Source organism: Bacillus sp. 03113 (genome assembly GCF_006546985.1).
GTDB lineage: Bacteria > Bacillota > Bacilli > Bacillales > Cytobacillaceae > VATK01.
Genome location: NZ_VATK01000021.1, coordinates 19,915 through 44,895, shown reverse-complemented (window position 1 = coordinate 44,895; position 24,981 = coordinate 19,915). Strand labels below are relative to the sequence as shown.

Below are 24,981 nucleotides of genomic sequence, written 5' to 3'. Positions count from 1 at the left end.
ATTTGAGTGCTGGGTAGAAAACTAGCTGAGAGGTGATCATTATGGAAAAAGATACGTTTGATAAGCTGAAAAGAGTTAATAAAAAAGGGGTAAATGCAGAATTTTTTGAAATAAGTTCAACAGGTTATGGTTACGAATCACATGAATCGAACTCTTTTGATAAGGAAGCAACACAAAATTCAGAGACATCTAAATGATGAGCTAACAGATTTATTTACGAAAATTCACCTGCAAAACTAAGAATACCGCCATATAACAATGAAGGGATAGCCGTAACTATCCCTTCATTGTTATAACTCTATTCTAAAGTATAAACTGAATCTATTTTTTTCTCGATTCTACGATCAAGATTCCAATGGAACATGCTGATAAAAATCATGATACTCATCAAAATAGAATACAAAACAATCGAGTTATTTAGTCCAAGCCAATGAGCGGCAAACCCAAGACCTAAAACAGGGATACTGACACCTAAATACGTTAATACATAAAAAGATGCGATAATATCACCTCGTGATCGGTTCGGTGAAATTTCATTGGTTAATGCCAAGCTTCCTGCAAAGGTAGGACCATGTCCGAATCCAATTAAAACGGTTGTTAAGAATAAAAAGAAAAGTGATTTTGTTGATAATGTGATGACTAAAGCCATTAACCCAAAGATTGATAGGATATATCCGCTTAAAACTAATTTTTGTATCGTTAATCTTTTAAAAATTAGTTGACTAACGGTTGAAAGACCAAGTACAAGAGCAACGATAGCTCCTGCAACACTCAAATTAGAGCTTCCTACAATCTCATTTATATAGGTTGGAATAATGGAAAGCATTAAACTCATAATTGACCACGCGATGAAGGAGGTCATTCCAGACATATAAAAACGTTTCCGAATGTCCTTTGGCACTGAAGGTCTATGCAGTTGAATGTTTTTTCTAGAAGGATGAACATTCTCACTCATATATAATAGGCCAATAAAGCCAGGGATCGCTAAAAACATATGGATAAGATAAGCGAGCTTCGTAGGGAAAGGTGCATACTCTCCGAGAAAGCCTGAAATTACAGGACCTAGTGCGTTACCAACTGTAACAGCCATCGCTCCAATAAAAGCAGCTTTGATTCGGTTTTGTTTTTTATCTAATTCCGTCAATGCTGCAACGGCTACTCCATTTAGCATTCCCACTGAAAGACCTTGGAATATTCTTGAAAGAAGCAGCATTTCAATATTCGTTGAAAGAGTAAAGAACACGGACCCTATGATTGAAAATAACACACCTGGGATAAGCAGTTTTCTTCTGCCTAGTCGATCAGATAATTGTCCAGATATGATAATGGTTGGAATAACGACTATTGCATAGATGGCAAAAAGAAGAGTAACCATTCCAGTCGATAAATTCCATTGTGTACGGTAAAGTGCGAGCAGAGGGGCTGGGATATTCGTCCCAAGAAGGGTAATAAATAAGCTATAGGCAACTAACCAAAACGATATGGTTCGATTTGAAAAAACATAGCTTAATTGATTTCCAATTAAGTTCATTGCAGGATTTTGACGAATCACATTTACTTGAATTACATCTATTAAGCTATCAAGCTGCTTAATCACTTTTTCAAGGTTATTTTCTTCAGCTGTTAGAGAGATTTTCATTCTAGCTGTATGTATTTCTTTGTATTTGCCAACGGATAAAGAGTCGATATTAAGTCCGGATTGAGTAAATAAATTAGAAACCTGTGATAATACACCTGGCTGATTCTTCACAATAACCGAAATCATATGGGTATGCACGTAACTTATTCCTCCTTCTCTATAAGTCTAATTTTATGATATCATTCAATTGTATATATGAAAAATATCTGTATTGTTTGTAAACCATATCAAAAAAGTATAGATGTATGGGAGGGTTAATCATTGGATGTACGTCAGCTTCGATATTTTTTAGCCATAGCAAAAGAAGGACAAATTACTCGTGCTGCTAAAACGCTAAACATCGAACAGCCGCCATTAAGTCGTCAATTAAAAATAATGGAGGAAGAATTAGGTGTGACGTTATTTGATCGAAATGGCAAGCAGATGACTTTAACGGAAGCAGGCACTATTTTACAATCAAAAGCAGAAAGTATTATTCATCAATTAAATGAAACAATCACTGAAATCAAAGAAATCGATCAAGGGATACAAGGAATGCTATCGATCGGATCTGTATTCACCTGCGTTTCCTTGCTACCTGAGAAAATCGCTTTTTTTCGGGAACGTTATCCACATGTTACTTTTAAGATTTTAGAGGGTGACCATTCAGTTTTAGGAGAATATCTAGAGAATCGAAGCATTGAGTTGGTTATGACACGACTTCCCTTTGAATCGAATTACGATATAAGTAGATATGAAATTCTTCGTTTGCCATCCGATCCTTTTGTGATTGTTGTTCCTAAAAAACGGAATTGGAGACCTATTCAAACTTCGTTTTTATTAAAGGATTTAGAAAATATCCCTTTAATAGCCTTAAAAAGTGATAAAACGATTCAATTGAATGAAAAAATTGTCAATGAGTGTAGACGATTAGGTTTTGAGCCGAATATCATATCCGAATGTTCAAGTGTAGCTATTACCATCGCTTTAGTCGTAGCCGGGATAGGAGTGACCATTCTTCCAAAGTCTGTCTTGTCTTCTTTTCCAATCTCTGACATTGAATTATTTGACATGCCTGATACCACCGTACAATCCGATGTAGGAATTGTGTGGCTAAAAAATCGATATCTTTCTAAAAGTGCTCGGCGATTTATTGAGTTGTTTAAAAAGGAGAGTACAGATTAAAACGTATTGAAATATGTTCATTTGATTATGAAAGCCACCATCCAAAAGTGATTTGGATGGTGGCTATTTTTTATGTAGCAATAATAACAAAACTATAGGTTATTCTTTTAAAAACTATCATTTCAACATTACCGCGCATAATATCTCTTATGTGCGGTTTTGATAGAAACATAGTATAATTGAAAGATAAAATCCTGAATTTAGATTTAACGGAGGTTCAAAATGACAATTACAAATGAAACTCTTTCCAATTGGTATGAGGAAGAGCTTATGCTATTTGAAACTCATTTGGATAATAAAGAATATTCCTCCTTTACGATTGAAAATTACAAAAGAGACATTTTATTCTTTCTACGTTTTCTTACTCGAAAAAAAGAGGAAAGAGTAGACCTTGACTCAGTCAAAAAAATTCATATTACACTTTTTATGAATGAACTGAAGGTGCAGCGGGATAATGCAGCTTCATCTAGAAATCGAAGGTTATCTGCCATACGTTCCTTTTACAAATGCTTAGGGGAATATGAGCTTGTTGATCAAAATCCCACCTTACATATGGAAGCGGCAAAGGAGCCGAAAGGAAAACTGCCAGCGTATTTAGAAAAAGACGAACTAAGAAGCTTTTTTCATCAAATCGAAAAAGTATCGCAAAAGCAGCATATAAATCGAAATAAAGTGATGATGGGGTTAATGGCTTTTGCCGGTCTGCGTGTAACAGAAATCCATCACTTAAATAAATCCTCGCTCCATTTTGAAAAAAGAGGCATTACTGTTCTAGGAAAAGGAAATAAATCGAGGTATATTCCATTGCCAAAAAAATTATTTGAAGAATTGATTGCCTATATCAAACTGGAGCGGATCTTTCCGATAAAGGGGGAGGAGGATGCTGTTTTTATTTCAAGGAGAGGAAAAAGAATTTCTAGACGAAGAATACAAGAAATAACAGAAGGAATTTGTCAAAGTCTTGAGCGAGAGCTACCTTTTGAGAGCTGGAAAGTGAAAGGAATTTCCAGTCATAAATTACGGCATACGTTTGCGACACACTTAGTTCGAGATGGGAAGGACATTCGGACAGTGCAGGAGTTATTGGGGCATAGCAACTTAAATACAACTCAAAAATACACTCATGTATCTGACAAGCAAAAGGAAAGAGCAATGGATATGGATGTACATGATTATTTTGATTAGCAACAATAATAATGTTATGTAAACAAATGTGTATGGGGGATATCATGATAATTAACAAACAAGAATTTTATGTTAATGGGATCAATTATACTGTTAGAGCTGCCATCGATAAGGATGCAAAAGATTTGTCTGAATTAAGATTAAAGATTGATGGTGAAACCGAAAATTTGGACAGAGAAAAAGGTGAGGCGTTCATAGATGTCCCAGGATTTGAGCAGATTATACAAACGGACACTAAGAATCCAAGAAACTTATTTTTAGTTGCTGTAGTTCATGATCGGATCGTTGGTTTTTCAAGATGCGAAGGAAATCATTTAAATAGATTCTCTCATAAAATAGAATTTGGAGTATGCGTATTAAAAGATTTTTGGGGATACGGTATTGGGAAAAATCTTTTAAAAGAATCTATTTCTTGGGCTGACACCAATGGTATTAAAAAAATCACTTTGAATGTTTTAGAAACAAATGAAAAAGCCATTAAACTTTATAAAAATCTTGGCTTTGAAATAGAAGGTATTTTAAAAAAAGACAAAATCCTTTCTGACGGTAAATACTATAACACCATTATGATGGGAAGATTTAATGAATGAAGACTTATAAGCTATTGGGTTCAACAATCCGCGAATAAATAAGATAAATCAAATCTATGAATGTCCAATATTGTATTGTAAAATCAACATAGCCTATGACTAAGAAGATTAAGTATTAAATAATAATATTATGTTAACTATCTTTTGTTTTCGTATAATTAGGTGATGTGCTGGGTTCAGATACCGTGATCATAACTTTACACATTTTTCTGTCAGTGGTATTTCTTGTAGCCAAACTTTGCTGAATAAATGGGTTAGTAGGGAATAATTCTGTCTGTAAAAATATTAATCAGACAAAAAAGCTACCCAAACCTTATAAACACATAAATCATTCATAAGACATTCTTCTGCGTAAACTCTGAATGTATGATTTGAAGCAAGGAAAAATAAAAGAGTATAAGCTATTTTAAAGTCAGGGGTTATATACCCATCAATGGTTCTTCCATGAAATTCATTTGCTAGGGAATCCGCCCATACCTCAGATTCCCTCAGTGTTTCAAATACTATCTCTTCTATTTTCCATCTAATTTCCATGGTAGAACACCCCTTTCATATACAAAAGATCCGGCAAGAATATGGGTATCACTATTTTTCATTATTATGCTAACATAAGTATTAAAAGTTATCATTTATCTAAAAAAATGAAGCAACATTAGTCATTAGAGATATTAATTAATAGTTAATCAGAACAGAAGCACATTCCATTTGAATAGAAATAAATGATCCATCTACATTAATCTGGATCTTAATTATCTTGACTTTTACAATTTTACACCGTACGATTATAACAAACAAAATATTGAATTCAATGACGAGAAAGAGTAGTTATGTAATTCTTATCTACAGAGAGTTGACGCATTGCTGAAAGTCAACGTTAAGACCATAATGAAAATCCTCTCCGAGAAGCAAAGCTGAATATGAATAGGCTTTGACGGTATTCTACCGATAAAAAGAACGCGTATGATAGTACGTAGTGAGATGATTTAAAAACCACTACTAATGGTTTTTTATTTTTATTATAAAAGGAAATATTTTCCATAAAACTCGATCCTACGTATTTAAGGTTCGAGTTTTTTTATTTAATATAAAGAGGTGATAGACGTGAAAGAAACTCCTTTAGAAAGAGAACGAAGAATTAGAGATGGATGGAAAAGAAATGATACCTTTCAAAAATCTATTTTGAACCGAGAAGGGAATGATACCTTTGTTTTTTATGAGGGCCCCCCAACTGCCAATGGTATGCCGCATGCAGGTCATGCATTAGGTCGAACCATTAAAGATTTTGTTGCCAGATATAAAACGATGACAGGATATCAAGTATTAAGAAAAGCTGGATGGGACACTCATGGTTTACCTGTAGAACTAGGAGTTGAAAAACAATTACAAATCCGTGGTAAGGATGAGATTGAAAAATATGGTGTAGAAGAATTCATTGAAAAATGCAAAGAGAGCGTTTTTGCATATGAAAAAGAATGGAGGCAATTTACTGAATCACTTGGTTATTGGGTAGACATGGATAAACCTTACATCACTTTAGAGAACAGTTATATAGAGTCAGTCTGGAACATTCTTTCAACGATTCATAGAAAAGGCTACTTGTATAAAGGTCATCGTGTCGTCCCTTACTGTCCCGATTGCGAAACATCACTCAGCTCCCATGAAGTTGCACAAGGATACAAAGATGTCACGGATCTATCAGCAACGGCAAAATTTCGCATAGTTGGATCTGAAAATGAGCATTTGTTAGGATGGACAACAACGCCTTGGACACTCCCTGCGAATGTCGCAATTGCGGTAAATCCAGACATGAACTATGCCAAAGTTAAGAGAGGCACAGAGGTATATATTGTTGCAGAAAGCCTAGTGGATACTGTCATGAAAGAAAATTATGAAATAGTTAGTGTTCTGAAAGGTGAAGACTTAGTTGGTATTTCATATGAAGCACCTTTTGACTTTATTTCGATTACAAAAGGCCATCAAGTTGTGGCAGCTGATTTTGTAACAAATACAAGTGGAACAGGTCTAGTTCATATAGCGCCAGCATATGGAGAAGACGATTATTATGTAGTTAAAAATAACGAGTTTGATTTTGTTAACATTGTTGACAGCAAAGGCCGCTATCAAGAAAACATAATCCCACTTGCAGGAAGGTTTGTAAAAGATTGCGATGTAGAAATTATTAAAATGCTGTCTAAAAAGAATTTGTTGTTCGACAAACAAAAGTATGAACATAGTTATCCTCATTGCTGGCGTTGTGATAGTCCGCTTATTTACTACGCAATGGAAGGTTGGTTTATTAAAACAACAGCCGTAAAAGAACGAATGCAAGCAAACAATCAATCCGTTGAGTGGTTCCCTCATCATATGAAAGACGGAAGATTTGGAAAGTTTTTAGATAACATGGTGGATTGGAATATTGGAAGGAATAGGTATTGGGGTACACCGTTAAACATTTGGGAATGTAAAGAGTGTGGAAATGAGCTGGCTCCAAATTCAATCGAAGAATTGCAGCGTCATGCTACTACTGTTGTTCCAAATGATATTGAATTACACAAGCCTTACGTAGACAAGGTGCAACTTAAATGTTCATGTGGATCGACTATGACACGGACAAGTGAAGTGATAGACGTTTGGTTTGACAGTGGTTCTATGCCTTTTGCACAATATCATTACCCTTTTGAGAACAAGGAATTATTTAATAAACAATTCCCGGCCGATGTTATTGCGGAGGGTGTGGATCAAACAAGAGGCTGGTTTTACAGCTTACTTGCAGTATCAGCTTTGTTTACTGGGAAAACGCCATTTAAACGAGTTCTTTCTTTAGGGCATATTTTAGATGAGAATGGTCAAAAGATGTCAAAGAGTAAAGGAAATGCTCTTAATCCGGTAGAGCTTATTGAAGAATTTGGGGCAGATGCACTGCGTTGGGCTTTGCTTGTTGATAGTGCACCATGGAATAACAAGCGTTTTTCTAAACAAATAGTCAGCCAAGCTAAATCGAAAGTGATTGATACACTAGTAAACGTCCATGCTTTTTATTCAATGTACGCCAAAATTGATCATTTTAATCCAAGTACCGACCTTGGTGGAAGCCGTTCAACTCTAGACAATTGGATTTTGTCTCGATTAAATACAATGATAGGAGAAGTTAGAAAATATCTAGATGCGTATGATTTTACAGCAGGTGCAAGAACGATTTCATCTTTTATCGAAGAACTAAGTAACTGGTATGTAAGAAGATCGAGACAGCGATTCTGGAGTAGTGGAATGAGTGAAGATAAGAAGGCTGCATTTAGTACACTTTACGAAGTACTTAAGAAGGTTTCTCAACTTATCGCACCTTATGCACCTTTCATTGCGGATGATATTTATTCAGATCTCGAAAAAACAAGTGTTCATCTATCAGATTATCCAAAACCTAACAAGCAACTTGTTGATAATGAATTAGAAAAGGATATGAGTGCCGTATTACAGGTTGTTGAGCTAACAAGATCAGTCAGAAATTCAGTTAGCATTAAGACTAAACAGCCCCTGGCGAATTTATATGTTCTATCATCTAAACGATCAAGCGTTTCTAACTTAAAATTGTATGCATCGATTATAAAAGATGAAACAAACGTCAAACAAGTTCATTTTAGTAATGATCATTCTAGTTTGTTACATTATAACCTTAAGTTGAATTTTCCGATTGCTGGACCAAAGCTTGGAAAAATGATTGGTGAAGTTCAGAAAAGGATTAGTAATTTCAGTACAGAAGAAATTACTACTTTGCTTGAAAATGGCCATGTTAATATGACATTTAAAAATGGTCAGATAATAAAACTAGATGAAGAAGATTTCATTGTACAAAAAATGGCAAAAGAAGGATTTAGTCTTGCCGAAAGTGAATCCTACCTTGTTATTCTTGAAACAATCCTAAATAAGGAACTTAAAGAAGAAGGAATGGTTAGAGAAATAATCAGAGCTGTACAGACTTACAGAAAAGAATTAAACCTACCTGTAGATTTAAGAATTAATTTGTATATGAATATTGAACCTGAAATACAGGAAATGCTCATGAAGCATGACTCATTGTTACAGAGCAGTCTCATTCTAAATTCCATATATTTCAAGGAAGTTGCAGACATGAAAAGTTTTAAAGTGGAAGGAGAGAATTTAGGATTATTTATTGAAAAATAATGGTTTATATAGCTCTAACCAATTTTATTTATTGGTTGGGGCTATTTTTAATCATCATGATCAATATAATGAAAGCCGCAACTTCATCGTCCAAGATCATATTTTCACTGATTATTACCCAAAAGTGACGCAGAAGTCTAATAAATGACATAATAATAAATCCATAAGTTACACTTGATAAAAGTACGATATCGTATTAAAATAAAAGTAGGAAAATTATTCAAGTACATTGGAGACACATATGAATCAGTTATTATCTCTCTTTCTGAAAAATTGGATGAAACCACTACTCATTGATCAAGAGATCAATGAAATTTCGAAGAAAGTGACACGGTCCGAATTAATTGCACTCTTTATGTTAAAACAAAGAGGAGAAGCAACGATGTCCCAGTTAGCTTCAGATATGGGACTTCAAAAAAGTACGCTCACAAATATCAGACAGCGCTTAACAAAGCGTGGACTGATTCAACACTATCGTGATGCAAATGACCAACGTATCACTTGGATCAGTCTAACAGCAGATGGTGAAGAGTTCGCGGACCGCGTGCTTGAAACGATGAGTCGTATGCTTCAAAAAATAAAAGATGTTCTTACTCCGGATGAAATGGAGCAACTAATTGTTTTGCTACTCAAAGTAGCAAAAGTGGTTCAAACAACAGAACAGGAACAGAAAGAAGAGCATACTACATTTAAACGCATTAAAATCGAAGATGAGTAACTTGGAAAACCCGAGTTTCTCTTTTGTAGAAATAGTACGATATTGAACTAATTTTCCCTTGTAATCAATTGGTTTTCGATTTCCATTCATGCAGGAGGTTATTTCATGAGAATTATCATTTATACGGGAAAAGGTGGCGTAGGAAAAACGAGTATTGCTGCGGCAACAGGGGCACGTTTGTCATCAGAAGGGTTACGAACATTAGTGATGAGTACAGATGCCGCGCATAATTTAGCGGATGCATTTCAAGTTCCACTAGGACCAGATCCTACACCTATTTCTGATTTCCTTTGGGGACAAGAAGTGGATAACTTATTAGAGACAGAGCGAAACTGGGGTGTCGTTCAGGCGTGGTTTGGTCGAGTCATCGAATGGTCGGACCTCAAAGATGTTAATAAAGAGGAAATGATGAATTTTCCTGGCATGGAAGAGTTATTCAGTCTTTTGAAAATCCTTGAACATGTGGAGAGCGGTAAATATGATGTCTTGATTGTTGATTGTGCTCCTACTGGAGAAACCCTTCGACTATTAAGCTATCCAAATGTTTTAACCTGGTGGTTGGAAAAAATATACCCTCATCAACGTCGCTTAGTAAAACTAGCTCGACCAGTAGCAAGAATTGTAACTGGTGGATTAGAACTTCCTGATAACAAAGTGATGGACAATATCGAGAAATTATTCCGGCGAGTCATTGAGGTTCAGAGTTTGTTGTTAGATCACTCGATCACCTCAGTCCGAATTGTTCTCAATCCCGAAAAAATGGTTATTTCAGAGGCAAGACGATCATTTACCTATTTAAATTTATATGGGTTTAATACAGATGCAATTGTTGTGAACCGTGTCTTACCGGTAGATGCTGATGTTGGTTATCTGGCAGAGTGGAAAAAGAGACATATTCAATATGAAGAAGAGATTACCAATACCTTTCAACCGATTCCGATTCTACGAGTACCTCTTATGAGTTCTGAAGTGTCAGGATTACGAGCATTAATAGATTTAGCAGAAGTTGCCTTTGGAGAAAGAAAATTAGAAGAAATATTCTATGTCGGAAAAGTAGAGGAAGTCAAGCAAGAACAAGATGGGTTTATCCTCTATCTTACTCTCCCCTTTGTCACTGGAAAAGATTTAGATGTAACACAACGTGGAGATGAACTAACGATTAAAGTGGGAGCCTATCGAAGAAAAGTAACGTTGCCACGTTCGTTGACAGGAAGACCGATTTTAAGTGCACGTTTTGTTGAGGATCGATTACGTATATATTTTGGTGAGCGTGTATCTACGTCGAAAGATGAGGAGGGTAATTTATGATTCAAAAAGAGACAGTACATCGCTTGATTGATCAATTGTTTGAGATTCGTGAAACATTCCAAGGAATGATGATCCCCCAGGAAGCACAACAGCATTTTCAAAAGGCAAAGAAAGAAAGATTACTGGGACTTCAAGTTTTGATAGCCCATTCGATCAAGGAAATAGAGAAAGATGAAAAGAAACAATCCAAAGATCAACAAGTGCCACAAGGGAAAAAAATCGATATTGAGTATTAATTCTATGAACCCGATTTTTTATACTTATAATAAAATTGTAAATTTCTTCAAGTTTTTTGTGCAAGTCGAGAAGAATTGTAACGTGATATCATCAGGAGGGATCATTGATGACCTTGTTTCTCATTTTTTCATCTGCTGGTATATTGATTTTCGTTAGTCTTATTCATGTTTATTGGGCATTTGGAGGAAGATGGGGAACAAGTGCTACTCTTCCGGTGAAAGAAGATGGAGCAAGCACTGTATTTGTTCCTCCTATGTTAATTACATTAATAGTTTCCTTTTTTATCCTACTTTTTTCTATCATTCTATTGGATCAAAGCGGGTATTTACCTTTTTATTATTCAAATGCATTGACAAAATGGGGGTGTGTATTCATTGCGTCGATATTTATTTTACGGACAATCGGTGACTTTCACTATATAGGTATCTTTAAAAAAATCAGAGGAACCCATTTTTCCAAATATGATACATGGATGTATATTCCACTCTGCCTATATTTGGCGATCTCTTTTGTTGTAGCTGTTATCTTATGATTTGTTTAATTTGGATTGGGCGGCAACATGGGCTTAAAAAGAATGGTCTCCGGTAACATGATGTGACCTATGAAAACCTGCTCTACATCAAGTATATTTATCCAGAAAATCTAAAGGGTGGCCAATGCCCAAGTCGTAAATGCCATTTTGAAAGGGAGTCTGGCCGAAATATGGGGTGAAGGGGGGAAACCACCCTATCTTGCACCTCGGATTCTAAAAACATCCGGCTTTCGAGGCGACAAGTCATTGATTAGCAAAAACAAGGATGTTTTGCTGTTGTCACCAAAAGCGCCGTAAATAAAGGGGAAATCAGAATGAAAGTGTATATAAAAAATAGTGAAAAAGTATGGAACATTTTCAAAGGTGACTTTTACCGCTCAAATGGGTAAACGTTTTGCTAAATATCTTATTAACTTTATATAAAGAGAAGAGGGAATACGATGCAGCCATTCGATCACTGGAATACTTGGAGAGAAATTGCTTCTCAGTCATTTGGATTCTCATTTGCCACTGTAAACCCAGATGGAACTCCTCATGTTACTCCAATTGGGTCACTAATACTCAGCAAAGATGAGCCAAAAGGCATATATTTTCAAATTTTCACTTCCCAAATGACACAAAACCTTGAACATAATAATCAAGTCTGTATTCTAGCTGTTAACAGTAGTAAATGGTTTTTCTTACGATCGATTCTTTCTAGAAAATTCAAAACGCCTCCAGGAGTACGATTGTCAGGAACTGTTGGAGAAAAACGGATCGCAACTGAGGATGAGATTCAATCTTTGAAAGAGAATTTAGGATTGTTAGGGCGTTTTTTTAAAGTTGGACCCGGCGGGCTTAACATTAAGTATGTTCGGGATATTCATTTTGACTCCGTTAAACCAGTTTCAGTTGGAAAATTGACCAGTGGGCTCTTTTAATAAGTTTTTAACTGTATGTGGTCAGTCGCTTTACAATTCTAGAGTCTGTTGCATTAATCTTCACAATTAAATTGAAAAATCCGCCTCCGTGGTTATGATGAAAATGTGACCAAACACCAACCCACGGAGGCGGATACCATGAGTATAAAATGCACTATAATTTACGATAATATATTTATGTAAACTAAAGTGTTGAATTTAATTGTCATCTAAACTAAGAGGGATTAATGCCTAAACATATCAAAAATAAAACCCACAGAGAAAAATTCATTCCCTGTGGATTTCTCCATTTAAAAGACTAGTGACGCAGCCCCATATAGGGGTTCAGCCGAGATACGTGTAAAAACGGGTCATAGGCTTATTCATTTTTCCAAATTATACAATATCAAAAATAGCATTAAAGAAACACGAATTGTGAAATTCAACCTAAAAAAAGTCGAATTCCTGTACGATAAGGAACCGACTTTTTTAGATTGGATTGTTCAACTAAAGCCCCTTCCAAAGAAATTATCAATCTTCTGGAGGTTTTTCATAGTAGGTAACTATACAATCCTCTCTAACAAATCCCCTACTTTTTCTGCCATGACACGAGGTGGATAAGGCATTCCATTCTTTAACCACCATTCCACTACCCCTACGTAAGCATTTGCAACAAATTGAACAATTACATCTTCACTTTGACCGTAATTTTTTCCTTTTGTTATGTCCACATCTTTCTTGAACTCTTCAATATTAAACTTAAGGAACTGACTTCGAAAATACGGAGCTCCGTCACTCGCCAACATCGTCGAAAAAAATAAATAATTACTTTCAAGATATTCCATGCAATGTACAGTCGATTCAATCCAATCCATTTCAATTGCGGACTCACAAAAATTACTCATGTTGTTTATATGTTCTTCCATGATTTTATCTAATAGATCAAATTTATCTAAGTAATGAAGATAGATGGTTCCTCGATTCACATTTGCCCTGTCAGAAATATCCTGAACGGTTATGACATCAAAACTTTTTTCAGACATCAGTTCGATAAGAGCCTTTTTAATGGCATCTTGGCTTTTGGTTATTCTTCTATCTACTTTCGGCATTGTTTGGTCACCAGACTTTCCTAAAGATAATCAACAATTTTTATTGATTTGTTGAGTAATCAACGAATTACATTCATTTAACCATTGAGAGCATCGTGTTTCTATTTATAATTATAAACATATGTTGATTAATCAATCAATGATGCTTTTATTTTTTGAACGAAGTCAATGTACACCATGATAGTTGCAAATGAATTGTTTCAAAACAAAAAAAAAAGGGTGCTACTTAGTATGTCAGCAAAAACATTTATGGAATTTAAAATGGAAAAAATCTATTATCAAGCCTAGCTTAACATACTCACAGCGATGGTACTGGGTATGCTTTTATACACGACCACCGTTGCATCCGCGGCAGACAGCCTAGCATGGGACAAGACCTTTTCTCCCCGCGACAAGGTGACTGTCGAAAAAGTCTCATTCTATAACAGACTTGGCATTAAATTGGTCAGGGATATGTATCACCCTAAAAATATTGATTGATCAAAAGAAACTTGAAGGAGGAAAACGGGATGAAAAAACGATTATTTCATTTATTTTCGTTGCTGTTAACCCTCACCCTTACTGCTTGCAACAACAATGAAAATGATACAATGGACAATTCAATGGACATTTCTCAACAAGAAGAGAATTCCTCTGGGGCTAAGTCGGGGGAATACGCTGAGATTGGATCTGGGGCGAGCCTTGTTAAATTCCCTAAAGACCTTGAAAAGGGGATCGTGTTTGCCACTTACGATCGAGGAGATATTCATGAAGACATCTATCAAAATAGTAAGGAAGCGATTGAAGCAGTGCAGAACGGAGAGGAGTTTCCGAGCGGCACCGTTATTACTCTTGTTGGGTATAAGGATGGAGAGCTCGACCAATTTTTAGTGATGGAAAAGCGTACCGGCTGGGGTTCCCAGTACTCGCCCGAAGAACGTAATGGGGAATGGGAATATCAACATTTTACTCCTGACAGAGAAGTGGTTAAAGATGATATTGGCCGTTGCTCTTCCTGCCACGCAAATCAAGAAAGGGATCAATATATAAATTCGATGGATCAATTGAAAGAGTTTGATTTAGGAGAGGTTGCACAATCAAAGAATAGCAGTACAGAAGCCACAATCGCAGCTATCACTACAGAGCACTGGAAGGTAAGTGAGATATCTGCTCATATGAATGATTCTAAGGATGTAAATAAAGGAGAAAGTAATTTAATTGATGATGGGGAAAAAGCGAAAAAAATTCAGGACGTTCTTTTGAAGATGTATTTACAGCAATATAAAAGCTAATGGATGCGTTGATATTAAAAAATATTTACATGTCCACCCGGAAACACAATCCAGTGATAAATAATCAATAGAAAGAGGTTCATGTTTTGAATCGAAAGATGTTATTCAAGCTAGTAAATGACATTGTAATGACAGTTCTCATGTTGATAGCAATGGCTTACTATATTACCGGGAATCAAATACATGAAATCATTGAAAATTTCTCATCGTTTTGAGGAATTTTTTACTAATAGTAAGTTCATGGTAATCTTTGTATATGTAATTTATATACAAATACAATAGGGGGATTTTAATGAAGAAGACCGTTCAACAGATACTGTTATCACTTATAGTATCTTCAATGTTTTTAACAGCTTGTAATAGCAGGACTAATGAAGAAAACACAAGTAGCAAAGAAAATTTGACTATCCATCAAAGTAGCAAACAAAGAGCTGATGAATCAAACAACGGGGATAGCCAAGATTCAACACTTGATATTAAAGGGTCAGATGCTATGGAAGATTTAAGAATAAAATTAACATTTAACAACGAGGAAGTAATTGTGAAAATGTATGATAATCCAGCAAGTAGAGATTTTTTAGCTCAATTGCCGTTAACGGTAACATTTGAAGATTATGTAGGTAAAGAGAAAATTAGTATTTTACAAAAAAGATTATCGGCAGATAATGAGCAATCCGGAAACCAACCAAAAAAAGGAGACTTTACATATTATTCTCCTTGGGGAAATTTGGCTATATTTTATAAAGGTATTGAGGATACCTCAAATGATCTTATTATACTAGGTCAGATTGAATCAGGAAAAGAAAACTTTGAAAATATTCAAGGTGACTTTACAGTTCATATTGAAAAAATCGATTAAAGGAAGAGATTTGGAGGAACTTTTTTGCAAAAACAAAATAATTTACTCATATTTATATTGACCATAGGGGCTTTCGGCATTATAAATACTGAAATGGGGGTTATAGGGATATTACCCTACATTGCTGATCAATTTCATATCAGTGTACCTAAGGCCGGGTGGCTGGTGAGTCTCTTCGCACTTACTGTTTCAATATCTGGTCCAACTATGCCGTTATTATTTTCAGGGATAAATCGCAAGAAGGCAATGTTACTTGTACTTGGTATTTTCGTTCTAGGAAACATTGTCTCTATATTTACATCTAACTATGCCATTGCAATCATTGCGCGTGTGATTCCAGCCATTTTTCATCCAATCTATTTTTCAGCAGCTTTTACAATGGCTGCTAACTCAGTTCGTAAGGAAGAAGCTCCAAAATCTGTTTCAAAAGTTTTTATTGGAGTATCTGCGGGTATGGTACTTGGTGTACCAATCGCAAGTTTTCTTGCTAGTACACTTTCGTATCAAATATCAATGGCATTTTTCGCCATCGTGAATGCTATAGTATTTATTGCAACTTTAGTATTTTTCCCTTCTATGCCTGTTAAAGAAAGACTTTCTTACGGAGCACAGGTAAGCGTATTAAAAAAACCAATTACTTGGCTTTCCATTGTTGCTGTCATTTTACTAAATTCAGCCGTATTTGGGGTGTATAGTTATCTTGCTGAGTATCTTAAAACCGTTACCAATGCCTCTGGGAAATCAATTAGTTTAATGTTAGTCATATTCGGGGGGGCAAATATTATTGGAAACATTGTGGCAGGGAAGTTACTTACTAAAGATGCTATCAAATCTGTAGTATCTTTTCCTTTTGTATTGGGAACCGTTTACATCATATTATTCTTATTAGGACAATTTACTTTACCTATGGCTATCATTACTTTAGTTTGGGGAATATTGGCTGGTATAGGAGGTAATATTAATCAATATTGGATAACGTCTGCCACTCCAGAAGCTCCTGATTTCGCTAATGGACTATTTTTATCATCCGTTAACTTAGGAACAACATTTGGTACAGCTGTAGGTGGATTATTTATTTCAGAATTAGGTACACAATACGTCGTATTAGTGGGATTATTATCGTTGGTATTGAGTGCGGTATCTATTTTCCTAAGAAACTACATGTATAGTGGGCAAAAAAATCTTTTAGATAATAAATTAATTTAACATTCTTTAGAGTTTGCTAATCATTATTGATTTATTATCGCTGTTATATTACTTATTTGCTATGTGTGTAATATAAAAAAAGCGACACTAAATTGCCTCTACATGTATCAAATAAGGCTAGGTATGCCAATTACCTAGCCGTTTAATTACCGAAGTAAATTAACTTTTCATAATTATACTTTAAATTCCTTCTTGAAGTAACTCTTACAAATCCCCCACTTTTTCTTGATATAATAGTAGTCCGAGTATTGGTAATAGATTCTCGGACTACTATTAGCATTTATTTCAATTCGTCAAAGCAAGAAGCCATATAGAGACTATCCTCTACAAGGGCTTATTAATAATTTTCTACTCATTCTAGATTCTTTTGCTTGAACTGTTTTCAAATAGATGGATAAAACTATCCACTTAGAAATTTTATAATCACCAAAACTTCCTATAGATAATCAACAATTTACATTGATTTGTTGAGTAATCAACGAATTACATTAATTTAACGATTGAAAGCATCCTGTTTCTTTTTATAATAATAAACAGATTTTGATTAATTAATCTTGGTTACTACGTAACAACGGGATATGACCGATTGATTAATTGTCTAAATTATTCAGTGTTAATAAGAAGGAGTGTGTTGTATCTTATGTGTAATAATCACAAAACGTTGAGCCGTGTTCTAAGTGTCCCAAGTGCAAAAGCACCATTCGAAAAGATCGCTATAGAGCGGAGAGAGTTAAGACCACACGATATTTTAATAGATATTAAGTTTAGTGGTATTTGCCACTCTGATATTCATTGTGCATACGACGAATGGGGAGGCGGAATCTTCCCGATGGTTCCTGGCCACGAAATCGCCGGAGTTGTGGCAGCAGTAGGATCAAATGTTGCAAAATTTGCTGTTGGTGACCGAGTTGGTGTTGGATGCTTTGTGGACTCCTGCGGAGAATGCGAATACTGTCTCAGTGGAGAGGAGCAATTTTGTACGAAAGGGATGGTCGCAACTTATAATGCAATGGACTATGATGGTAATCCAACATACGGTGGATATAGCCAAAAAATAGTTGTAAAGGAAGGTTATGTTGTCCGTATTCCTGATTCTTTTAATTTGGATGTAGCAGCACCTCTATTATGTGCAGGTATTACTACATATTCTCCATTGAAACATTGGAACGCAGGACCAGGTAAGAAGGTTGCAATTGTTGGGATGGGAGGTCTCGGACATGTAGCAATCCAATTTGCCCATGCTATGGGTGCTGAAGTAACTGTCTTGAGCCGGTCTAACAATAAGGAAAGTGAAGCCTTAGGTTTTGGGGCAGATCATTTCTTTGCTACAAGTGATCCTGCTACATTCACTAAGTTAGCTGGTCGTTTTGACCTCATCTTAAACACTGTTTCTGCAAATCTGGACGTTAATGCGTATTTATCTCTGCTTCGCGTAGATGGAACACTTGTAAATGTCGGTGCACCAGCCGAGCCAGATCAGTACCATGTATTTTCTTTAATCATGAAACGTCGTAGCCTTGCCGGTTCAGTTATTGGTGGAATTCGTGAAACACAAGAGATGCTCGATTTCGCCGTAGAACATGGCATTTCACCTAAAATTGAGGTAATTAGTGCTGACCAAGTAGACGAAGCGTATGAGCGTGTTCTACGTAGTAATGTGCGTTATCGATTCGTTATTGACATATCTACCTTGTAAGTCGTAAAGATGCTATACATCACCTTGAATCAACTCTGATTTAAGATGGGTTACCCAATTCTTCGAGCAGTAGGCGAGAAATGGAGGAGTTAAATGTCACACGATAAACAAGTTGCGCTTGTAACCGGCGGGAATCGAGGAATTGGATATGAGCTGACCAAACAACTGGCTTTGAATGGTTTTAAGGTCATTTTGACAAGTCGGGACCCAAAAAATGGTCATGAAGCTGCGCAAAAACTTAAGCAGTCAAATCTGGACGTTTCCTTTGTGATGATGGATGTAGTCAATCAAGAAAGCATCCATCAAGCTGCGTTTACAATAAATGAAAAGTATGGAAGATTAGACGTATTGATAAATAATGCTGGCGTGTATTTGGATGAAAATGAAAAGTTATTGGATATGGACCCATCCATTCTAGAGAAAACGATGGCAACTAATTTCTTCGGCGCTTACCATGTGATCCGTTCCTTTATTCCCCTCATGGAAAAACAAGGCTATGGGAGAATTATTAATGTTTCCTCAGAATATGGAGCGATGAGCGAAATGTCATATCAAGGAGTAGGTGCTTATAAGTTGTCTAAACTTGCGCTAAATGGATTAACACGGTTGGCAGCTGCAGAAATCAAAGGTGATATCAAAATAAATGCGGTCGACCCAGGATGGGTAAGTACAGATATGGGTGGACCATCTGCTCCAAGAACGCCAAAGCAAGCTGCTGAGTCTATCCTTTGGTTAGCGACGATTGGACCTGAAGGACCTAACGGGGGATTCTTCAGAGATCGAAAACAAATTCCTTGGTGACATTAGCACTTTCCTGGTCAAGAAATCCCTTTCTGGAAGAACTCAAAAGGACAGGAGAAAAGTGATTAAAAAACAATTTTAAAACCATTGTGACTGTTCGACTTTGATACCGTAAAAGGGCGATTTCTTCACCATGAAGGTCGCCCTTTTTGTTAAATCCAACAGAACGATTTGTGAAACTTGTACTTAAAGGGTGCTAAAGGAAGGTAGCTATCTATGAAAATCAATAAAATCATAAATAATAATGCGGTTGTCGTTAAAGATCGAAACGAAGAAAAAATTGTACTGGGTGAGGGAATCGGATTTCAAAAGAAAAAGAACGACCCAGTGGATCAATCTAAAATTGAAAAGGTTTTTGTCAGAGAAAAATCCATCTGATACTTAAATAAGTAAGAGCAAGCTTCAACAGCCTATGATCTTCAACAAAATCAGCTAATATTTTAGCCCCGGCGGTTGCCTGGGCTTATTCCGTATCTTTAAAAAATTCATACGTGCTATTCTTCTCCTTTTCAAGTTAAAATAATAATAGATTTAGTCGAAAAACGTTAAGAAGGAGGAGAACATCTACTAGTGAAAAAACTACTAAAATTATTGCTGTTATTCCTCTTTGCAATTATCATCTATCAATCTTTCATTTTCATAAAGGAATACCCAGGCTCAGCAGACCTGGTTGATTATGAAATAAATACAGAGACTCTGCCAACTGAACTGCACCCAATTGTAGCTGAGAAAGTAGAGATTTTAAAAGAAAAAACATTAGAAAAAAAGATAACGATTCTGATCACAGATGATTACCGCTCGTTTGAGGAACAAGACAAGCTTTATGACAAGGGCAGAAAGACTCCCGGAAAAGTAGTTACTTATATGGAGGGAGGCGAATCCTATCACAACTTTGGCCTAGCAGTCGATTTTGCTCTCCAGCTTGAGAATGGTAATGTGATCTGGGATACTGAATATGATGGGAACGGAAATGGTCAATCAGACTGGTTTGAGGTTGCAGAAATTGCAAAGGAGCTGGGCTTTCAATGGGGAGGAGACTGGAGCGGCTTTAAAGATTATCCCCACCTCCAGATGGATTTTGGCTTAACCATTAACGATCTGCAAAAAGGAAAACGTCCAAAATACCCCAGCTAAAATCCCAGGGTATTTATCCTTATTGAGGTAGTAACAGCATAGCTGATACCAATCGCAGGTTAATGTTAAATATTTCAAAATTTTGATATACCAGTAGCCCATAAGGGAAGAAGAAATTGGGTTCCTGGATGGGACGTATAAATTGCACCCAATAATTGGTTTTAAGAAATTGTGGTTGACGACAGCTTATTGTTTTAAACTTCTTAATATCTATAACCTATTTCTCATTTATTTTTTCAGCTTGGAAATTGAGTACTAAAATATTTCGGTACAATCTTTCCAACTGTTCCTTTTAATAGTATTAAAAAAGGTATTTCATATAGTTTCATTTTTCATGAGCAGTGTACTAACACTGCTCTGTTTTTTTGTTCCGAAAGGGCAGGATTACATAGCAATTTCATTAGAATATTTATGAATATTATATGTTTATCAGAAGGAGTAATAACATTGGAAAGACCATATATTATTTGACACATTCTAGTATCATTGGATGGGAGCTTACCGAGAAAGTATCTAATGCATATCTAGCTTATCTGAGAAATCTAGGTATATCTTATATTTTCGGTGGAAAAGAAAGATTAGATTTTACTGTAGTAGGGGTAGCGTCAGGAAATTTTCCTGACGCTTCAATAATAAGGAGGATCTATTCAAGTCTGTCATCGACAAAGCCGTTCAATATCTTTTCGAGGCTTTCTCGGGAGTTGAAGCTCCTGGCGATCGTTTGGTTGATATGATGGGACGCGCCTTCAACGATTTGATGAGAAGCCACCGAAATGAGATTTTAATGATCATGCAAGCGTACACTATTTCCGAACCAGAAATTCGCAATCATGTAAAAGAGAAGTTCCAAATGCTCCATGAGTCAATTAGTGCTATTTTCAAACGAGGAGGTGTTTCGAATGCTGAGGTGGCAGCCAGCCAATTTATTGGAATGGGCTTGATGATCACGATCTCAGAGGTGCTGGAATTACCTCAATTGCGCCAATTTAGGGACAAAGGCAAGTAAGGTCCGTCCCTATTCAGAATACACATATAGTATTGGTCTATTTTTGTGGCAGCTGCAATGCCGCTCTTTTTTTACCATGATATTTATTGATTAATAAATAAATTTACTAAATTATGGAGGTTAGTGATATGATTGGCAGCACCTTTCAAGATAAGTTTTTATTTTTATACAAATACATGCTTTCACCCATGCAGATCGGAAGTGTCACACCAAGTTCGAAATATCTAGCATCAAAAATGTTATCATCCGTTGACTGGGATAGAGGAGGTGCTGTTGCCGAATTAGGAGCGGGATCTGGGGCAGTGACAAAATTTATCCACAGGTTTAACACAGGGGATGCAACAATTGTACTATTCGAGAAGGATGCTCAATATCGAAGAAAACTAAAATTTGAATTTCCCAACTACTTATGTTTCTCTGATGCAGAAAATATTCGCTGGGACTTGCAGGCTAATCAAATCGAGCCACTAGATGCAATTATTAGTGGACTTCCGTTCTTTAACTTCGAAAACAAATTGCGGGAGCAGCTGCTTGAAGAAATTGATTCTTCCTTAAAACCAGACGGTCAATTTATCGCATTTCAATATTCACTGCAAATGAAAAAAGCTATCGAGAGGAGGTTTGAGATAGAAAAGATTTCTTTTGTTCCATGGAACTTGCCTCCTGCGTTCGTTTACTGTTGCAGAAAAAAATAACCAGTAGAAAAAATCAGAAAGAGGGGATTTATCTATGAAAAGTAATTTTTTTGCTATACTTGGTCGATTTGCGGCTATAATCTATCATAACGAAAGAAGCTGGCTTTCTTTTATTTTTAAATTAGTAAGGTAGAAAAATGATTCACCCAATTAGTAAATATTTCCCCAGTTTAAAGGTAAATAGCTGGAAATTTTCCAGGAGTTTGAGAGGCATAAAAAACGTCATCCTTTTTAACTATTTTTCTGAAAGAATAACGTTTTTTCATTTTGAGAGAAATCCAAACCTTAGTTTAAAGGCAAGTAATAGAGGAATTAGTTAGTAAGGGAGATGGCAGCGATTCGAGAAATGGCCCGGTAAAGTGCTACTTATTTCTTATTGACTTAAAATAGTTCCTGTTTAACAATTAAGCAATATGTAAAACGATTATTTAATATATAAGTATAAAGGTGGTACTAGACGTGGGCAGAATGGAAAGAAGACAGCATCGAAAATCGTCTAATAAGATATTTAGTAGTTTTACTTCTAAAAGTATAATAATGAAATTATTTTGGGCAGGTATACTAGCTGCCTTATTTTGTTTCCTCCTTTTTAATATCTTTATTTGGAAAAGCGATGTAAGTAAATTAGAAAAGCCAGACCCTCAACCAACTTACATCTATGATCAAAATGGAGATATTGCAAGTAAAATTTCTGTTTCAAATATTGAAGGGGTTCATATAAAGAAAATTCCAAAAGACGTAATATACGCTGTTATTGCAACAGAAGATCAACGTTTTTATAAGCACAGTGGAGTGAATTATATCGCTATTATACGAGCATTTTTCCAAAACACTATTAGTGGTGAAATCGTAGCAGGCGGTAGCACGGTTACACAGCAGTTGGCTAAAAATGCTTTTCTGACACAGGAACGTTCCTATACACGAAAGATAAAAGAGTTGATTCTTACAAAAAAAATTGAGCGTACTTACTCAAAAGATGAAATTATGGAGAAATACTTAAACCAGATCTATTTTGGTGAAGGGGCTTGGGGTATTCAGCGTGCTGCAAATATTTATTTCAGTAAAGATGTAAGTCAATTAACATTAAGTGAGTCAGCTATGCTAGCTGGGTTAATTAAAGCTCCTTCGATTCTCTCGCCTTTTAAGAATATGGACAAGGCTGTTGAGCGACGAGATATCGTATTATCGTTAATGAAAAAAGAAGGATACATTAGCGAAAGCGAAGTAGAAAAAGCAAAGAATCAGCTTATCGTATTAAAGGGAAAGAAGATAGAAGACGATTACAAAGGGAAATTCCCTTATTATGTAGATCATATTATAAATGAAGCGATGGAGAAATATCAGCTTTCAAAAAACGAAATACTTTCTGGTGGGCTTCATATTTTTACAGAATTAAATCCTACCATACAGAATTCAGTTGAAGAGGTATACCAGAATGACAAGCTTTTTCCAAAAAGTCAATCGGATCAGTTGATCCAAAGTGGAGCCATTTTTATTAATCCTAAAACTGGAGGAATAAATGCACTAGTAGGTGGAAGAGGGGAACATACATTTTTAGGATTTAACCGGGCCACACAATTAAAACGACAGCCTGGTTCTACAATGAAGCCTTTAGCAGTATACACTCCTGCCTTAGAAAGAGGATACGATGTATTTGATCGACTAGAAGATAGACCACTTAATATTGACGGATATCAGCCTTATAATTATGATAAACAATTTCGAGGACAGGTTACGATGTACGATGCTTTAGTTCACTCTTACAATGTCCCGCCAGTTTGGTTATTAAATAAAATGGGGTTGAAATATGGTACGAATGCAGTGGAGCGTTTTGGTATCCCTTTACAAGAAGAAGATCATTCACTTGGGATCGCTCTTGGCGGAATGTCTGAAGGAACATCCCCATTATTAATGGCACAAGCATACTCCACATTCCCCAATAATGGATTAATGGTAGAGTCACACTCTATTCAAAGAATAGAGGATGCGAATGGAGAAATACTTGGAAAATGGCAGAAAAATGCTACTCGTGTTACTGACCCAGAAATTACTCAGAAAATGACGTATATGCTAAAAGGAGTCGTAAACGAAGGGACAGGCGTAAAGGCTCATCTTGATGACTTCGATGTAGCTGGGAAAACTGGTACGACTGAGCTTCCATTTGGAAATGCAGATGGTGCAAAGGATCATTGGTTTGTCGGATATACCCCTGAACTAGTAGGAGCTATATGGTTAGGATATGATAAAACGAACGAAAGCCACTATCTACAATCATCAAGTAGTGGAACCACTACATTAATTTTTAAAGAAATATTATCTAAGTCTACTTCGGAGCTGTCTCAAAAAAAGTTTGACTTATCATTGGTAGAGAAAAAATATAAGGAAGAGCTTCAAAAGATAAAACGAGATGAAGAAAAAAAGAAAAAAGAAAATAAAGATAACATAGAAGAAAAAAACAAAAGAGAAGATAAAGAAACCAAAGAAGATGAAAAAAATAATAGAGAGGAAGTGAAGGACAGAAAAGAAGATGAAGAACGAGGGAAAAAGTTCAAAAATGATGATGAGGATGATTAATTAAATCATTTGATTAAAAATAAACGTTCCATATGTAATAACTCCGTCCTTTTGATTAAACATTTTATCCTATTACTATAAACTTTACCTAAAAAGACAATTCCTTAGCGTTAAAAGGAATTGTCTTTTCTTATAACAGAATCGTATTAACGTAACTTTATAGGTTGCAAAAGAAAGTT

22 protein-coding genes and 1 pseudogene are annotated in these 24,981 nt (G+C 35.8%); 20 read left to right on the top strand and 3 right to left on the bottom strand.

Features of this window, described 5'->3' with window-relative positions; translation table 11 throughout:
* Positions 1-41 precede the first annotated feature (41 nt).
* Positions 42-197 (top strand): hypothetical protein, encoded by a 156-nt coding sequence (locus tag FDO66_RS20960; RefSeq protein WP_181444637.1) that lies wholly within the window; start codon positions 42-44, stop codon positions 195-197.
* Positions 198-298: 101 nt separating this feature from the next.
* Here the strand turns inward: FDO66_RS20960 and ilvN are convergent, their stop codons facing one another.
* Positions 299-1,777 (bottom strand): acetolactate synthase small subunit, encoded by a 1,479-nt coding sequence (ilvN, locus tag FDO66_RS17730; protein WP_141433996.1) that lies wholly within the window; start codon positions 1,775-1,777, stop codon positions 299-301.
* Between the two features lie 123 nt (positions 1,778-1,900).
* Between ilvN and FDO66_RS17725 the strand changes: the two genes are divergently transcribed.
* The 3 genes from FDO66_RS17725 (at position 1,901) to FDO66_RS17715 (ending at position 4,578) form a co-directional block, all read left to right on the top strand.
* On the top strand, positions 1,901-2,803 hold the full coding sequence (locus FDO66_RS17725) for a LysR family transcriptional regulator (RefSeq protein WP_141433995.1): 903 nt from the start codon (positions 1,901-1,903) through the stop codon (positions 2,801-2,803).
* A 222-nt stretch (positions 2,804-3,025) separates the two neighbouring features.
* Positions 3,026-3,988: a tyrosine-type recombinase/integrase gene (locus FDO66_RS17720; protein ID WP_141433994.1), complete on the top strand. Its 963-nt coding sequence runs from the start codon at positions 3,026-3,028 to the stop codon at positions 3,986-3,988.
* A 44-nt stretch (positions 3,989-4,032) separates the two neighbouring features.
* Positions 4,033-4,578 carry a GNAT family N-acetyltransferase gene (locus FDO66_RS17715; RefSeq protein ID WP_141433993.1) on the top strand — a complete coding sequence of 182 codons (546 nt, stop codon included), beginning with the start codon at positions 4,033-4,035 and terminating at the stop codon, positions 4,576-4,578.
* 285 nt (positions 4,579-4,863) lie between these two features.
* Here FDO66_RS17715 and FDO66_RS17710 read toward each other — a convergent pair whose 3' ends face one another.
* Positions 4,864-5,112, bottom strand: a complete 249-nt coding sequence (locus FDO66_RS17710) for a hypothetical protein (RefSeq protein ID WP_395939807.1) — start codon at positions 5,110-5,112, stop codon at positions 4,864-4,866.
* A 567-nt stretch (positions 5,113-5,679) separates the two neighbouring features.
* On the opposite strand from FDO66_RS17710, the gene ileS reads away from it, so the two are divergent.
* The 6 genes from ileS (at position 5,680) to FDO66_RS17680 (ending at position 12,472) form a co-directional block, all read left to right on the top strand.
* Complete coding sequence (gene ileS, locus FDO66_RS17705) at positions 5,680-8,757, top strand: isoleucine--tRNA ligase (RefSeq protein WP_141433992.1); 3,078 nt, start codon at positions 5,680-5,682, stop codon at positions 8,755-8,757.
* A gap of 241 nt (positions 8,758-8,998) precedes the next feature.
* Positions 8,999-9,475 (top strand): MarR family winged helix-turn-helix transcriptional regulator, encoded by a 477-nt coding sequence (locus FDO66_RS17700; RefSeq protein ID WP_141433991.1) that lies wholly within the window; start codon positions 8,999-9,001, stop codon positions 9,473-9,475.
* A gap of 105 nt (positions 9,476-9,580) precedes the next feature.
* Entirely contained in the window at positions 9,581-10,783 is a 1,203-nt protein-coding gene (locus FDO66_RS17695) for an ArsA family ATPase (protein ID WP_141433990.1), read from the top strand.
* Positions 10,780-11,019 (top strand): hypothetical protein, encoded by a 240-nt coding sequence (locus tag FDO66_RS17690; RefSeq protein WP_141433989.1) that lies wholly within the window; start codon positions 10,780-10,782, stop codon positions 11,017-11,019. Before FDO66_RS17695 ends, FDO66_RS17690 begins: the two co-directional genes overlap by 4 nt.
* Before the next feature lie 107 nt (positions 11,020-11,126).
* Positions 11,127-11,552 (top strand): DUF3995 domain-containing protein, encoded by a 426-nt coding sequence (locus FDO66_RS17685; protein ID WP_181444642.1) that lies wholly within the window; start codon positions 11,127-11,129, stop codon positions 11,550-11,552.
* A 440-nt stretch (positions 11,553-11,992) separates the two neighbouring features.
* Positions 11,993-12,472, top strand: coding sequence for a pyridoxamine 5'-phosphate oxidase family protein (locus FDO66_RS17680; RefSeq protein ID WP_141433988.1), 480 nt, complete (start codon positions 11,993-11,995; stop codon positions 12,470-12,472).
* Between the two features lie 542 nt (positions 12,473-13,014).
* Here FDO66_RS17680 and FDO66_RS17675 read toward each other — a convergent pair.
* A complete protein-coding gene (locus FDO66_RS17675) occupies positions 13,015-13,560 on the bottom strand; it encodes a TetR/AcrR family transcriptional regulator (RefSeq protein ID WP_141433987.1) in 546 nt (181 codons plus the stop codon).
* A 509-nt stretch (positions 13,561-14,069) separates the two neighbouring features.
* On the opposite strand from FDO66_RS17675, the gene FDO66_RS17670 reads away from it, so the two are divergent.
* From FDO66_RS17670 to FDO66_RS17625, 10 genes and pseudogenes are all read left to right on the top strand, one after another.
* Positions 14,070-14,831 carry a cytochrome P460 family protein gene (locus FDO66_RS17670; RefSeq protein WP_141433986.1) on the top strand — a complete coding sequence of 254 codons (762 nt, stop codon included), beginning with the start codon at positions 14,070-14,072 and terminating at the stop codon, positions 14,829-14,831.
* A 292-nt stretch (positions 14,832-15,123) separates the two neighbouring features.
* Positions 15,124-15,690 (top strand): cyclophilin-like fold protein, encoded by a 567-nt coding sequence (locus tag FDO66_RS20955; RefSeq protein WP_181444636.1) that lies wholly within the window; start codon positions 15,124-15,126, stop codon positions 15,688-15,690.
* A gap of 24 nt (positions 15,691-15,714) precedes the next feature.
* Positions 15,715-16,896: an MFS transporter gene (locus FDO66_RS17660; RefSeq protein WP_141433985.1), complete on the top strand. Its 1,182-nt coding sequence runs from the start codon at positions 15,715-15,717 to the stop codon at positions 16,894-16,896.
* A 640-nt stretch (positions 16,897-17,536) separates the two neighbouring features.
* The gene (locus FDO66_RS17655; protein ID WP_141433984.1) at positions 17,537-18,592 is read left to right on the top strand and encodes an NAD(P)-dependent alcohol dehydrogenase; all 1,056 of its coding nucleotides are present in this window, start codon (positions 17,537-17,539) and stop codon (positions 18,590-18,592) included.
* 93 nt (positions 18,593-18,685) lie between these two features.
* Positions 18,686-19,393, top strand: a complete 708-nt coding sequence (locus FDO66_RS17650) for an SDR family oxidoreductase (protein ID WP_141433983.1) — start codon at positions 18,686-18,688, stop codon at positions 19,391-19,393.
* Positions 19,394-19,609: 216 nt separating this feature from the next.
* Positions 19,610-19,759 (top strand): annotated as a pseudogene (locus FDO66_RS17645) (CAT RNA binding domain-containing protein); the annotation flags it as partial.
* 204 nt (positions 19,760-19,963) lie between these two features.
* The gene (locus tag FDO66_RS17640) at positions 19,964-20,527 is read left to right on the top strand and encodes a M15 family metallopeptidase (protein ID WP_141433981.1); all 564 of its coding nucleotides are present in this window, start codon (positions 19,964-19,966) and stop codon (positions 20,525-20,527) included.
* A gap of 757 nt (positions 20,528-21,284) precedes the next feature.
* Positions 21,285-21,533 (top strand): hypothetical protein, encoded by a 249-nt coding sequence (locus tag FDO66_RS17635; protein ID WP_181444635.1) that lies wholly within the window; start codon positions 21,285-21,287, stop codon positions 21,531-21,533.
* A gap of 128 nt (positions 21,534-21,661) precedes the next feature.
* A complete protein-coding gene (locus tag FDO66_RS17630; protein ID WP_258535772.1) occupies positions 21,662-22,228 on the top strand; it encodes a class I SAM-dependent methyltransferase in 567 nt (188 codons plus the stop codon).
* 537 nt (positions 22,229-22,765) lie between these two features.
* Positions 22,766-24,802, top strand: coding sequence for a transglycosylase domain-containing protein (locus tag FDO66_RS17625; RefSeq protein ID WP_181444634.1), 2,037 nt, complete (start codon positions 22,766-22,768; stop codon positions 24,800-24,802).
* The last annotated feature ends 179 nt before the right edge of the window (positions 24,803-24,981 follow it).